Source organism: Spirosoma horti, from assembly GCF_054776595.1.
Genome location: NZ_BAAHBQ010000006.1, coordinates 142,803 through 156,668 on the forward strand (window position 1 = coordinate 142,803; position 13,866 = coordinate 156,668).

Here is a 13,866-nt window from a genome sequence, read left to right on the forward strand (position 1 = left end):
TGGAATACCTACAGTTGGGCGGCAAATTGGTCCACAGTAGTAAAAGGTTTACCCAGATCGGTCCAGGTTTGGGCGGCCTCGAAAATTTCCGGGTAGTTATTGAGTGCTTTCGTGATATGCAGACCATAATCGGCCTGCTGAGAGAAGAATCGTCCCAATTGCAGGAAGAGAGGAGAAATTATCAATACAATCAACTTTTCCTTTTTATAAGCAGCCACAAACCGTTCGGCAGCTTCATGCTGGGTGAGGGCTTCCGGCCCCTGAATGATGTATTCCTGATTCTGCTCGCCCTGAACCCATTGAAACGCCCGCGCCACCTGACTCCCATAATCCCGGGCCGCTATATACCAGGGTTTGACGACCGACCGGCCAACCATCAGCACAAAACGACCCAGCCGTTGTGTACCATTCAGTGAATCAAGAAAGCAGGACGGATAAAAAATACTATACGGAATACCTGATTCTTTAATAAGCTGTACTGCTTTCTGCTTTACCTCAAATGCCCACCAGTCAAACCCATCCATACCTTGGTACCGAATGATGATCGACGACAAGTAGCCGATTCGACGAATGCCCGCCAATCGGCTCGCCTGAATCAGATTGAGCAAGCCCTGGGCTTCGGTATGAAAGTGATCTTTCTTTTCGGTCTGTTTGATGGATAGGTTCAGGTACACGGCCTCTACTCCACTCAAGGCGTTGACCAAGCTCTCGACATTGTTCAGATCACCCGCCACAACGTCGGTAGCTGGAAAAAGATGCCGTGCTTTTGCAACATCCCGGGCGATGATCCGAATTGAAAAACCGGCCCGGATAAGTTCATGCGTAACGGGCTGGCCAAGCATCCCTGTTGCGCCGATAACGGCAATTTGCATGAGATGTGGGGTGGATAGTGCGGGAGAAAGAAAGCCTGCTCTTCACAAAACAGTCAATTGAATTTCTCCGCGCTGGTTACCGCAAATCGCGAACAAAACGACGCATTGTTTCCCGATAAATTTGTTCTGACTGATCGAGTGACTGTTCGTTCTTAAGCAGCATGGCCAGCATAATCGTCCCATGCGATACTGACCACCATTGAAAATAAAGTCGCTTGATACTTTCTTCCGCTTTGGGAATAAACGAGAAGATAATTTCACGGACAATCCGGCTCACGGCCTGCATTGTTTCGGATTGATACACAGGGAGCGTACAATAGGCGCCATCCAGGTTGTACATCACCTGATAGATTTCTGGCTGATGACGGGCAAACTCCCACTGCACGAGTGAAATTTCGTAAAGCCGCTTTTCGGGATCGCGGTAAAGTTTTAAAATACGCTCATATTCCTGAGCTAAATGCCGGAATCCCTCATTCCGTATTTCATCTAACAGAACATCCTTACTATCAAAATATTCATAGACAATAGGCGCGCTATACTCAATGGCGTCGGCTATTTTTCGAATCGAAACGGCTTGCCAGCCTTCCCGACGGGCAATTGTTTTAGCCGTCTTCAAGATACCGGAACGGGCTTGCTCTCGACTACGTGGTTTGCGTTCGATAGTTTCCATACAATTTCAGGCGATCGATCTTCAGTTAACGGTGTTATATCGACTGAAAACTACGGATTTATACCGAAATAATACAACGACCCTCAAAAAAGTTAAAAATAGAATCAAATAAAATACATAAATTACTGATATACAGCTGGTTAATTTAATAAAAAATATAAATCAATAGGTAACATAATTATATACTAATCAGCAATTCGTACTTATTATCTCTTGGCTAAGATCCAGACTGCTTCATCGCCAAGCGCAAATGGTTCGCCATCAATTGTACCATAGCAATCGAGAATCGTCAGACCTGCGTCAACAAATAAGCCACGAAGTTCAGCCAGGGTGTATACAAAATGCTGTGCCGTGCGGGTCTGTGTCTGACCGGCCCTAACATAGGTAAGGTGGGCGTCAATCCGGCTCTCCATGGGAACATACTCATTCTCGACCAGAAATAGAATTGGGTCATCGCCGTCTTCGCCAACAGGTTGCCAGTTACGGGCCTGGTAATCGGGCAGAACCGATTCGGCAAGCATTTCCGTATGCACCAGAAAACGCCCCCCTGGTTTTAATAACCGGGCAATGCGGGTTAGAAAAGTGCGCATGTCGGGTCTGGGAAAGAAACTGAAACTATTTCCCAGGCAGTAAGCCGCATCAAATGAGCCAGCCGCCCCAAGGTCTGTCTCCGGTATGGTCAGGAAATCGGCAGCAACGGCAATCAAAGGCAGTTTCTCCACTTTGACAGCAGTTTCCAGTTCGGTGATGTATTCTTCTGAAATATCGACCCCGGTCACGCGGGCACCCATCCGCGCCAGCGGCAGTGCATGCCGACCATAACCGCAGAAAATGTCCAGCAAGCGATCATCCGGACCAAAATCCAGCGTTTCCACGAGTAATTCGAGGTCAAGATGCGTTTGTTCCTCTGTTTGTGCAGCCTTCCACGCAGCCTGCGGTAATCCATGAAAAAAAGTATGATACCAAGCCATTTTATTAAAGAATGATATATGATAAATGATGGATGCTGAATGCCATCAATAAATCATTTATCATTTATCAATCTTTCTAACGTTTGCTGAACGGCTGAGAAGTTAGGCACATCGCCCGCACTTTCGAGTACTTCAGCGTATTGAATAACGCCATCCTGATCGATCACAAAGGCCGACCGTTTGCTAACGCCTTTCAGATTCATGACAAAGGTTTCATAATAGGTGTTGTAGGCCTGCGAAACTTCTTTGTTGAAGTCAGATAATAAATCGAACGGCAGGTTCTGCTCTTCCTTAAATTTAGCCAGCGTAAAAGGCGAATCGACCGAAATAGCCAGTATCTCAGCATTCAGATTCGAATAGGTACTGATGTTATCCCGCATTTCGCAAAGCTCGGCCGTGCAGACGCTCGTAAAAGCCATTGGGAAGAAAAGAATAACGACATTCTTTCCTTTAAACGTTGACAGGGTAACTTCCTTTTTATCACTGCTAAAGAGCGAAAACTCGGGAGCTTTTTGGCCGGGAGTAAGCATACTTATTTTTGATTTTAAATTAATGCGTGTTGATTTGAAACAGAATCTTTCCGCAATTCCTGAACAAGACATGTATGTTGATGGCAAAATTCAGGAAAAGCAAGGGTAAAACTAGCTAATTTGTCATTAATCAGGTTATATAGGAACGCTGTAAGCACAAAGGATAGCCATCTTTGTCCCGCTTACTTGTTGGCAGATTTTAGCCAACGAGTACAAACCAGAACCTTAGGGCTATAAAGCAGGCGTAGTCATCAACCTAAATCAACATCACCTATTCTTTTTAATAAATGCAAAACTATTGGGGTATTGACCTGGGCGGCACCAAAATCGAAGGTGTTATTCTATCCGCTCCTTCTCCCGACGCCGTCATTATTCGTAAACGCATTGACACCGAAGCGCATAAAGGCTACGATCATATTATGAACCAGATTATTCGGCTCATCGATATGCTGAAAGCCGAAACCAGCCTTCAGCCCGACCGAATTGGGTTTGGTACGCCGGGCTCCTTCGATCCGGCTCGTCAGGCCATGAAAAACTGCAACACAACGGTATTGAACGGTAAACCGATGAAGCAAGATCTGGCCCGGCTTCTGGGCATACCCGTTTCGGTTGCCAACGATGCCAATTGCTTTGCTCTGGCCGAGTCGACAATGGGCATTGTGCCGGATGTTGTCCCCGATTTTCAGACCGTTTTCGGTGTGATTATGGGCACGGGTGTTGGCGGAGGAGTTGTAATTCGCGGACGAGACGGTGTGCCATTCGTGCTAAATGGCTTACAGGGTATTGGTGGCGAGTGGGGCCATAATATTCTGGAAGAAAACGGCTACCCCTGCTATTGTGGAAAAGCCGGGTGCAACGAACAGGTCATTTCAGGACCAGCTTTGCAACGCTATTATAAACAACTGAGCGGAGAGGAACGGACAATGAAGGAGATCATGGAGCGGTACCAGGAAGGTAACGACCTGATTGCCAGCCAGACCGTAAACCGAATGCTCGAGTATTTTGGCCGTGCGGTCTCCGTCATTATAAACATCCTCGATCCGGATGCCATTGTTCTGGGTGGCGGGGTTGGTAACGTGGATTTGCTGTATACCGAAGGCGTCGAACGAGCCAAGAAATATGTTTTCAACAGCCGGGAAATCAACACTAAATTCCTGAAACCTAAACTGGGCGACAGCGCCGGGGTTTTTGGGGCCGCGTTGCTGTAGGTTATGCAATTCGGCGAGCAATGAGCCGAAAAACACATTACTATTTGAATTTTGGATAAGGGTCAGTAGCTTTGTTCCCAATCCGCCCTCTTACCGGGGGCGGATTACTTGTTCTTAACCAAACTATTAAGTCTATAGAGTTTATAATAATTATTTTCGAATAAAACGAGTTATCTTATGACCGTGATCATCAGCAACAAACGAGTCCAGATTCGCTCTTTTTCCATAAACAAGCATCCTATGCTGACCCTCAATCCGACAGCCCGGCATCTGGGCAAGGCATTGGAACGATCGACTTCCAAATTTTTGGTTGATAAATCCGACGATATGACGCTTAACCCTTATTCCAGAGCGTTCTTTGTGCTTTGGTTAGTGGCGTCGTTGGTGGCGATTGGCGTGCATGTAATGCACCAATAACCCACCAATGGCCTTTAAGGCCTTTAGCTCGTGAGCAGTTCCTTTTTACCTGAGTGCTCTACGAGCCATGTATTCTTCATCAATGTCTAATGCGTATAAAATCTCTTGATCTGCTACGGCAGGAAGCCGACGAAAGCGGAAAGTCAACCCTGAAGCGTTCGCTTGGTGCGTTTAATCTGGTAGCCCTGGGTATTGGGGTCATTATTGGCGCGGGCTTATTTTCACTTACGGGTATTGCAGCCGCAAATCATGCTGGCCCGGCCGTTACCCTCTCGTTCGTTGTCGCAGCCGTTGGCTGTGCATTCAGCGCATTATGTTATGCGGAGTTTGCGGCCATGGTGCCCGTGGCCGGGAGCGCCTACACCTACGCCTACGCTACTCTGGGCGAGTTATTTGCCTGGATCATCGGCTGGGATCTGGTTCTCGAATACTCCGTAGGAGCCGCCACCGTTGCCATTAGCTGGTCGCAGTATCTGACGCGCTTTCTGGGCAAATACGACATTCACCTGCCTCCGCAGTTGGTGCAATCCCCGTTCGAAACGTTGACGATGCCCGACGGTTCTGTGGTAAGCGGGTTCATTAACCTGCCCGCCGTTCTGGTTGTGGTGGCTGTTTCGGTGATCATCATCCGGGGTACGCAGGGCTCCGCCGTATTCAACGCCATTGTCGTCAGTCTGAAAGTGCTGGTAGTCCTGGTATTCATCGCGTTGGGGTGGCAATACATCAACCCGGCCAACTATTCGCCCTATATTCCGCCCAACACGGGTGTATTCGGGGAGTTTGGTATTAGTGGCGTTTTACGGGGTGCCGGGGTCGTTTTCTTTGTGTTCATTGGCTTCGATATTGTGGCTACTATGGCCCAGGAAACCAAGAACCCGCAACGCAACATGCCCATTGGCATTCTGGGTTCGCTGATTGTCTGTACCGTCCTGTTCGTTCTGTTCGGTTATGTCATGACGGGGCTGGCCAATTATACCGAGTTTAAAAACAGCGCGGCTCCGGTAGCTATAGCCATTGAGAAAACCCCTTATGAATGGCTCAGCCAGGCCATCATCCTGGCCATTCTGATCGGCTACACCTCCGTTATTTTAGTGGACCTGCTCGGGCAATCGAGGGTATTTTTCTCGATGAGCCGCGACGGATTACTACCTCGCGCCTTTTCCGATATTCATCCCCGCTTTCAAACACCCTGGCGATCAAACATCCTGCTATGCGTTTTCATCAGCCTTTTTGCTGGCCTTGTGCCGATACGGGTCGTAGGTGAGATGACGAGTATCGGCACGTTACTGGCCTTCATTATGGTTTGCCTCGGGGTATTGATTCTACGTAAACGACAGCCCGATGCCCCCCGCGCCTTCCGAACTCCCTGGGTGCCAGTGGTACCCATTTTGGGCATTCTGACCTGTGCCCTCATGATGCTGTCACTACCCGTCGACACCTGGATTCGGCTGGTGGTCTGGCTAGCCATTGGCCTGGTGATTTATTTTACGTACGGCAAGAAACGGAGCAAGCTACAAACCCCGTCGGTTTAGATTGTCCAGCCCATTTTCTTCTGTACAGACAGCCACAATGAGCTACGTGACAGATGTAGGAAATAAGTTTATATAACCCAAAGACGGCCGATTCGATTAATTTCGCCGTTGAACGTCAGTTGCCGGGCGCAGCCATCAACGAACTCTGATCTTGCACACAATGAATCGATTTATGTTTTTACCGATAGCTGTGCTAGCTATCGGTACAGCATCGGCCCAGTCGACAGCGCCTTTACCAGCTATACCTGCCGAAGCCCAGAAAGTTGCTCGGAGTGTTCGTCCCGAAGCGATCGAGGCTCATATGCGCTACCTTGCCGACGACAAACTCGAAGGGCGTAAACCCGGCACCAAAGGGTTTGAACTGGCCGCTCAGTATGTCGAAAAACAATTTAAGCAGCTAGGATTTCTCCCGGCAGGTCAGAAAGGGACTTACCGGCAGGCCGTACCTCTCCGTCGGGCACAGGTGCGCGAGGATGCCAGTTCAATGACGTTCGTCCAGAATGGTAAAGAGCAGCCGTTAACGTACGGCAAGAACTTCATTCTTACCCCTAATTTCGGGAAGGCCGTCAGTGATGTGTCAGCACCGGTCGTTTTTGTCGGTTTTGGCGTATCGGCGCCCGAACTAGGGTATGATGACTACAAAGACATTGATGTACGCGGTAAAATCGTAGCTTGCTTCAACGGTGCTCCAGCCATCTTTCCGTCAAATCAGCGGGCTTACACGGGATCGGCAAAAGCTGAACTAGCGGCTTCGCGCGGTGCCGTGGGCCTGATCACGTTCAGCCTGCCCACTGACGTACGGGCCCGCATCGAGTCGAACTCACCCCGAAATCGGCAGCCCATTTATCGGTGGACGGATACCAAAGGACAGTCACAGCGTACGTTTCCACAGCTAAGCGTTGTTGCGTCCCTGGGTGACTCCACTGCCCGATCTATCTTTACGGGAGCCAGCAAGACGTTTGAGGAAGCCCGGAAAGCGGCCAATCAAAGTCAGCCACAGGCATTTCCACTAACTATTTCCGTTCGTGCCCATACCCAAACGGATCTAAGCGATGGTCTGGTGGGCGAAAATCTGGTGGGTTTACTGCCCGGTTCAGACCTAAAGCTGAAGGACGAATACGTCGTCTATGTCTCCCATCTGGATCACCTGGGCATTACCAGACCTGTGAAAGGCGCATCCACGCCGGGCGCATCCACGCCGGGCGACTCGATCAATAACGGGGCTCACGACAATGCATCGGGCGTAGCCATCAATCTGGAAGCGGCCCGGCTGTTTTCATCTCTCCCCAAAGCGCCCCGGCGTTCCATTCTGTTCGTCGCCGTTACGGGCGAAGAAATGGGCCTGCTGGGCTCCGATTACTTTGCCAGTAACCCGACTGTACCCAAAGACAAGATTGTGGCCAACCTCTGTCTGGACATGCCTTTTTTCTTTCATCCCTTGCTCGACATCGTTCCGTATGGATCGGAGCATTCGAGTATGAAAGGGGCCGTCGATGCAGCCGCGCAGTTTGTGGGCGTAGCCATTGCCAAAGACCCGATTCCGGAACAGGCTGTCTTTATGCGCTCCGACCATTTTAGTTTTGTTCGGCAGGGAATTCCCGCGATCTACATTAAAAGTGGGTCAACGACCGGCGACGACCGCGACGGAACTAAACTCAACCTCGACTGGCGGGCCACGGTGTACCACACACCAAAGGATGACATGAATCAATTGTTCGACTGGACGGCGGCTGCCCGGCACGTGCAATTGCAGTTTCTGATCGGCTACCTCACCGCTCAGAACACCGAGCGTCCGGTCTGGAATGCGAATGACTTCTTTGGTACCAAGTTTGGCTCGTCAACGGTGACCAAACGCAAATAAGGCATTGGCAGACACAACGCATTCATCGCCCGTTTTGCTGCGGGGCATTGGTCGGTACGATTTCATTGCGCTCATTATCAACATAACCATTGGCGCGGGCATTTTAGGGCTACCGGCCAAACTCTATGCCCTGGCAGGCACCTGGAGCTTACTGGCTTATGGAGTGAGTGCCGGTATTGTCACGCTTATCATTCTTTGTTTTGCCGAAGTGAGCAGCCGTTTCAGCGGCACTGGTGGCCCCTATTTATACACGCGCGTGACCTTCGGGCCACTGGCAGGCTTTGAAGTTGGCTGGTTATTCTGGTTATCCCGCATCGCAGCTTTTGCCTCGATCTGTAATTTGTTCGTCAGTTACGCAGCCCTTTTCCGGCCCCAGCTTGCCACGGGCTGGGAGCGTACCGGACTACTGGCAGCCCTTGTTGCCAGCCTGGCCACGCTGAATTACGTTGGCGTACAGCGGTCAGCCCGGGTCAATACGCTGTTCACAATCACTAAACTACTGGCAGTTGCGTTGTTTGCCGGTGTGGGCTTACTTTTTGTTAAACCAGATGCTTTCGTGTGGCCGCCGTTTCCCACCTATTCGTCCTTCTCCCAAACCGTTTTGTTGCTGATTTTCACCTTTTCCGGGTTTGATGTAGCCACGATACCCTCGGGCGAAGTTCAACAACCGCAGCGAACAGTTCCGCTTTCGCTGCTGGTGGCCATTGGCACAGTGGCGATTTTGTTTATGGCTGTTCAGATTGTCTGCATCGGCACGTTGCCCAACCTAGCCAGTTCTGAACGTCCTCTGGCCGATGCTGCCCGGCAGTTTATTGGCCCGGCCGGAGGCTGGTTTATTACCATTGTGGCGCTGCTAACGGCGCTTGGCACCCTGCATGCACTTATGCTCACAGGGCCGCGTCTGCTGTTTGCCATGGCGGAGCAAGGTCAGTTACCTGACTGGTTAGCCTCGACGCATCCTCGCTTTCGAACGCCACATCGTGCCATATTAATCACAGCGTCCCTGCAACTGATACTCGCCGTGACCGGCACGTTCCTGTATGCACTTACGCTTAGCACACTCATCCGGATCGCGTATTTTGCTTTAACCTGTGCGGCTTTACCTGTACTTCGTCGGCGGGCCAATGTAGCGCCCGCCCAATTCCGGGTGGCAGGCGGCCGGTTTATTGCTGGCCTGGCGGTGCTCCTTTGTGTATGGCTTCTAAGCAACAGTTCGGGACGGGAAGCACGGGATGTCGCGATGGCGATGGCCGCGGGTTTACTTATTTTTGGTTTGATGAACCGTCGCCAGAAACGACAGAATTAGTCACATTTAAAAAAGCTGTTTGTTCACTTCATGCTTCAGCAACCTATTCAACCGGTTTCCATTCGAACGCACCAGCGCGTATGCGAGTTAGCCTGGTTTTCCGATCTCTGTGGAGAAGATACTGAATTCCTGAGTCTTCGTGACCCGGCCCGCAGCACCTTTGTTCATTGCCGCAACATTGCCCTAAAGGCCGATCAAATGGGTTTTAGCAATTTACTTCTTCCGACATCGTACATGCCCGGACAGGAAGTCATTCCGTTTGCGGGTGGGGTTGCTCCCGATCTTCAACAAATCAACCTGCTGACGGCTATTCGTTGCGGTGAAATGCACCCGCCCATGCTCGCCCGTACGCTGGCCTCCCTCGATCAGATGGTACAGGGCCGACTGACGATCAACATCATCAATTCTGACTTACCCGGTTACCGGGAAGACGCCGATTTCCGATACCAGCGCTGCGCTGAAACGATCCAGATTTTGAAACAAGCCTGGACCCAGGACCGGATTGAACACGATGGGCCCGTTTACGGGAAAATCAGTTTAGACACAACCCCTGTCAGACCTTACCAGCAGAATGGCGGCCCATTGCTGTATTTCGGCGGGACCTCAGACGGAGCCCGGGACGTCTGCGCCCGCTATTGCGATGTCTTTCTGATGTGGCCGGAGAATGAAGAAAGGCTCTATGCCAACATGCAGGACGTAGCCAAACGAGCCGCCCGGTTTGGCCGCGCCATCGACTTTGGGTTGCGGATACACGTAATCGTGCGGGAAACAGAAGCCGAAGCGCGTGCCTGGTCGAAACACATCATGTCGAAGTTTGATCCGGTACGTGGGGCAGCCCTGAAAAATGCATCACAAAGCTCCTGGTCGCTGGGCGTAAAGCGGCAAAACGCACTCCGCGAAGAGGCCGACGCTGACGGGTTTGTCGAACCTTTACTGTGGACCGATATCGGGAAAGCTCGTTCGGGAGCGGGGGGTGCTTTGGTGGGCAGCGCCGATCAGATCGTTGAAAAAATAAACCGATATATGGATATGGGCATGCGGGCCTTTATTTTCTCGGGTTACCCGCTTTTGGAAGAAGCCGAGTATTTTGCCCGGCTGGTACTACCGCGCCTGCCCAATGTGTCGATGCCTGTTGTTCAGGGGCGCATACCGAAATAGATAATACGGTTGAGAGTCTGTTTTCCTTGAGGAACGAAGATGTATTATCATTGATATGCCACCAGGCATTGCTAACCAGATTACATGAGCTTATTTTCGGGAAAGTCAACAGATAGACGGTAGGTTGTAGAGCAGGTTGCAACGCTATAAGCAGTAACGGGGTCAGTTCAGAAAACCAACTGTATAAATATGAAATATACCGAATTAGTGCTTGTTGCTCTTGTACTGTTGGTGTTCTCGAACGCCTGCCAAGAACAGGAAAACACGGTAGGCACTTTTCCCAAAGCAGGAGATACTTATGAGTTAGGCTCTGTCTTGCCTGAATTAAGAACGATCGATAAGGATACTGCCCGAATAGCTCTTTACCCGTATGCACGCTGGTTTTACCTGGACATGAAAATGAAAAACAGCCAGAAATACTTAACCATGATTCAGACCGCTGGAAAATCAGGCCGTCAGGTTAAAGCTCGAATTTTCAAGCGCCCTGTTAGTACAGGTGGTGAAGAGATTGCCGAGATTTATTGACTCCCAACAGTTGCTCAACCTGTATCAGCACCGACTCTGTTTCGCTTTAATCGAATAACCTAGAAGGTATTGAATGATAAATCGGCGCTGCCAAATCAGACTATAGTCTAATTTGGCAGCGCCGATTTATAAACACTGGTTCAGTTGGCTATCAACGAGGCCGGCGAGCACCACCGCCACTCGCAGGAGCTGGCTGCTGCGGTTGATCTCCACCGCCTTCGCCCCCTTTCACGTCGTCGTTATTGATCGACTTTTTCTGCCGTTGGGGCGCATCGAAGCTGAGCTTGCCCAGTTTATAGCTAAAGTTGACCCGTACACCCGCATTATACAGATTCGTTGTACTGCTCTGGGCGAAAATGGGTGATGACGATTCCGAGTTAACCGTGAAGGGGTGATTGAAGAAATTTTCAGCGGCAATACCGAAGCTACCCCGTTTGTCTTTCAAATCTTTCTTTACACCAATACTGTAGAACGCAAACCCGCCCTGATAGCCCTGCAACTGGATTTGTTTGCCCCGGATAAAGCCAAATCCCTGCACGCCCCAACCATTTTTGAGCGTCAGATTGGTAAAGAAACGGCCTGTGGTAACCCATCCTGAGTTGGTCGCGTTGTACACGGAACCCGCATTGTTGTTGGTCAGGTAAGAATAATACAGGTCGAAGCCACCCCCAATCTGCCACTTCGAGAAAAAGGTGGCGTTACCAAACACGTTTGTTCCGTAAGCTGATTCGCGGCCAATGTTCAGATAGGTTGTCTGAATAGCCTGCGCCAGTGTCGGATTGGTCACCTGCCCGGCACCGGTCGTAATCGTATCACGAACGCTGGTAATCGAATTGTTCGTTTGCCGGGCAAACAACGCTACGTTCAGGTACACACTCTTGATGTATGCACTCGTGCTTAACTCAAGGTTATCCGTTAGCTCAGGCGACAGCAAAGGGTTTCCTTTTGTAATGTTCGTTGGGTTCGAGGTGTTCACGTTCGGGTTTAAAAATTGAATACCCGGCCGTTGCAGTCGACGGTTATAAGCCAGCTTGATGGTTTTCCCTCCTTTCAACGCCTTCGAAATGTTGATACTCGGCACCAGATTGCTATAGCTTGGAATACCCAGATCCTGACCAGCGGCTCCCCCCTGCTCACCCGGCTGATTCTGGCTGTAGTTGGCATTGATAACCGTGTGTTCATAGCGCGTACCCGCCTTGATGGTATACTTATTTTTGGTCGTCAGGGTATATGATACATAACCGGCACCGATGCTCTGGTCATAATTCAGGGTATTACCGGGGCGAGTCGGGTCGGTTAAAAGTTCGCCGGCTCCGCTGCCAAGCCGATAGCTGAATGCACTTTCAACTTGCCGAAAAATACCTTTGCCTCCAAATTCGAGCAGTTGATTCTTACCAATCGGCGTCTGATAATCACCCTGAATCGTCGATTCCTGGTTGAAGCTGTTATTAAGATTCTGCTGACGAGCCATAACGGTCGAGAAGTCCGTCGTGTTCAAAATATCGGCGGTAAAATCGTTGTTCCGGTTGTTGCGGCTAAACTGAGCCGACACACTCAATTCCTGTTGAGGTTTGGCAAACGTGCGCGTGTAATCGATGTTCGCATCGACCGTTGCGGACAAATCTTTGGTCAATACATTCCGGTCCGATACGATGGGGAAATACGAACTTGGCGAGATCGTACGGGTAAAGAAATTATCCTGATTCTGGTAGTTGTTCCGCGCGCCGTAGCGCAGGCTGGCCGTAATCGAGCTGGTCTTGCTGATGTCATAATCCCAGCCAAGGGTATACTGCCCAAAAATCCCGTGGTTGCGGGTATCCGCCGTTTGATCGGTTGTGGTCGTACCCGTGCTCCCGAATGTTTTCTGGGTGTTGGCAAAATTGCCAACTACGTTGTAATTAGCCCGCCCGAAACCACTCAGGCTAAAGCCCATTTTCCCCGTCCGCAGGTTCCCATTCAGGCCCAGATTGCTTCCCCGGTTACCTACGCCCGAGTCGATGTTGAGCGTAAAGCCCTGCAGCGTCGTTTTCTTGGTGATGATGTTAATGATCCCTGCCGACCCTTCAGCGTCGTATTTTGCCGATGGGCTGGTAATGACCTCAACGGTTTTGATCATGTCGGCCGGAATCTGCTTCAACGCGTCGGCAACACTGCTGGCGACAATGGTAGACGGTTTGTTGTTGATCAATACCCGAACGTTACTGCTGCCCCGCAGACTAACGTTACCGTCCAGATCGACCGATAACAGCGGCACTTTACGCATGACATCGGTTGCGTCGCCCCCCTTGGCCGTAATGTCTTTATCCGCGTTATAGACCAGCCGGTCAACTTTTTCTTCCACCAGCGAGGCCTGTCCAACCACTTCCACCTCTTTCAGCGTACGCACATCGGCACCCAGCTTAATGCTTCCCAGGTTAATGTCCCCCTTGCGGTCGAGTTTAACGCTCGAAACAGTTTTGTTGCGGTACCCGACAAATGAGATAAGGAGTTGAAAGTCGCCTTGTGGCAATTTTGTCAATGTAAACTTGCCCTTGTCATCGGCCACCGTTCCATCAATTGGCTTCTTCGTTTCGGCGTTGATCAGGGCGATACTGGCAAACTCGACCGGCTTCCCGGTTGTCGAATCCGTCACGATACCGGTAAGTTTGGCGCTACCACGGGGCGATGTATCGCTCGACGTACCGGGGATTGCGGCCGCCGGTTGCTGACTGCCGCCCGGTATCGTTGGAAACTGTGCCCAAACGATGTTTGGGGCCGTCAACAGGGCAGTACCAACACATACAGAAAGTACTATTTTTTTCATATTCAGGTTAAAA

The 13,866-nt window shown here is 50.5% G+C and carries 12 protein-coding genes; 7 read left to right on the plus strand and 5 right to left on the minus strand.

Annotated features, from left to right (window positions below):
- Nucleotides 1-8 precede the first annotated feature (8 nt).
- The 4 genes from ACYVAM_RS19060 to ACYVAM_RS19075 form a co-directional block, all read right to left on the minus strand.
- Complete coding sequence (locus tag ACYVAM_RS19060; RefSeq protein ID WP_461069896.1) at nucleotides 9-872, minus strand: SDR family oxidoreductase; 864 nt, start codon at nucleotides 870-872, stop codon at nucleotides 9-11.
- 76 nt (nucleotides 873-948) lie between these two features.
- Nucleotides 949-1,542: a TetR/AcrR family transcriptional regulator gene (locus ACYVAM_RS19065; RefSeq protein WP_461069898.1), complete on the minus strand. Its 594-nt coding sequence runs from the start codon at nucleotides 1,540-1,542 to the stop codon at nucleotides 949-951.
- Nucleotides 1,543-1,748: 206 nt separating this feature from the next.
- Entirely contained in the window at nucleotides 1,749-2,513 is a 765-nt protein-coding gene (locus ACYVAM_RS19070; protein ID WP_461069900.1) for an SAM-dependent methyltransferase, read from the minus strand.
- Nucleotides 2,514-2,566: 53 nt separating this feature from the next.
- Nucleotides 2,567-3,043 (minus strand): redoxin domain-containing protein, encoded by a 477-nt coding sequence (locus ACYVAM_RS19075; protein ID WP_461069902.1) that lies wholly within the window; start codon nucleotides 3,041-3,043, stop codon nucleotides 2,567-2,569.
- Nucleotides 3,044-3,330: 287 nt separating this feature from the next.
- Here ACYVAM_RS19075 and ACYVAM_RS19080 point away from each other — a divergent pair, with 287 nt between their 5' ends.
- The 7 genes from ACYVAM_RS19080 (at nucleotide 3,331) to ACYVAM_RS19110 (ending at nucleotide 11,050) form a co-directional block, all read left to right on the plus strand.
- Complete coding sequence (locus tag ACYVAM_RS19080; RefSeq protein WP_461069904.1) at nucleotides 3,331-4,251, plus strand: ROK family protein; 921 nt, start codon at nucleotides 3,331-3,333, stop codon at nucleotides 4,249-4,251.
- 177 nt (nucleotides 4,252-4,428) lie between these two features.
- Nucleotides 4,429-4,668 (plus strand): hypothetical protein, encoded by a 240-nt coding sequence (locus ACYVAM_RS19085; RefSeq protein ID WP_461069906.1) that lies wholly within the window; start codon nucleotides 4,429-4,431, stop codon nucleotides 4,666-4,668.
- Nucleotides 4,669-4,757: 89 nt separating this feature from the next.
- Nucleotides 4,758-6,200, plus strand: coding sequence for an amino acid permease (locus ACYVAM_RS19090; protein WP_461069908.1), 1,443 nt, complete (start codon nucleotides 4,758-4,760; stop codon nucleotides 6,198-6,200).
- A 160-nt stretch (nucleotides 6,201-6,360) separates the two neighbouring features.
- Nucleotides 6,361-8,061 carry a M28 family metallopeptidase gene (locus ACYVAM_RS19095; protein ID WP_461069910.1) on the plus strand — a complete coding sequence of 567 codons (1,701 nt, stop codon included), beginning with the start codon at nucleotides 6,361-6,363 and terminating at the stop codon, nucleotides 8,059-8,061.
- 4 nt (nucleotides 8,062-8,065) lie between these two features.
- Entirely contained in the window at nucleotides 8,066-9,367 is a 1,302-nt protein-coding gene (locus ACYVAM_RS19100) for an APC family permease (RefSeq protein ID WP_461069912.1), read from the plus strand.
- 30 nt (nucleotides 9,368-9,397) lie between these two features.
- Nucleotides 9,398-10,525, plus strand: a complete 1,128-nt coding sequence (locus tag ACYVAM_RS19105; RefSeq protein WP_461069914.1) for an LLM class flavin-dependent oxidoreductase — start codon at nucleotides 9,398-9,400, stop codon at nucleotides 10,523-10,525.
- A 189-nt stretch (nucleotides 10,526-10,714) separates the two neighbouring features.
- Nucleotides 10,715-11,050 carry a hypothetical protein gene (locus tag ACYVAM_RS19110; protein WP_461069916.1) on the plus strand — a complete coding sequence of 112 codons (336 nt, stop codon included), beginning with the start codon at nucleotides 10,715-10,717 and terminating at the stop codon, nucleotides 11,048-11,050.
- Nucleotides 11,051-11,201: 151 nt separating this feature from the next.
- Here ACYVAM_RS19110 and ACYVAM_RS19115 read toward each other — a convergent pair whose 3' ends face one another.
- The gene (locus tag ACYVAM_RS19115) at nucleotides 11,202-13,853 is read right to left on the minus strand and encodes a TonB-dependent receptor (RefSeq protein WP_461069918.1); all 2,652 of its coding nucleotides are present in this window, start codon (nucleotides 13,851-13,853) and stop codon (nucleotides 11,202-11,204) included.
- Nucleotides 13,854-13,866: the final 13 nt, after the last annotated feature.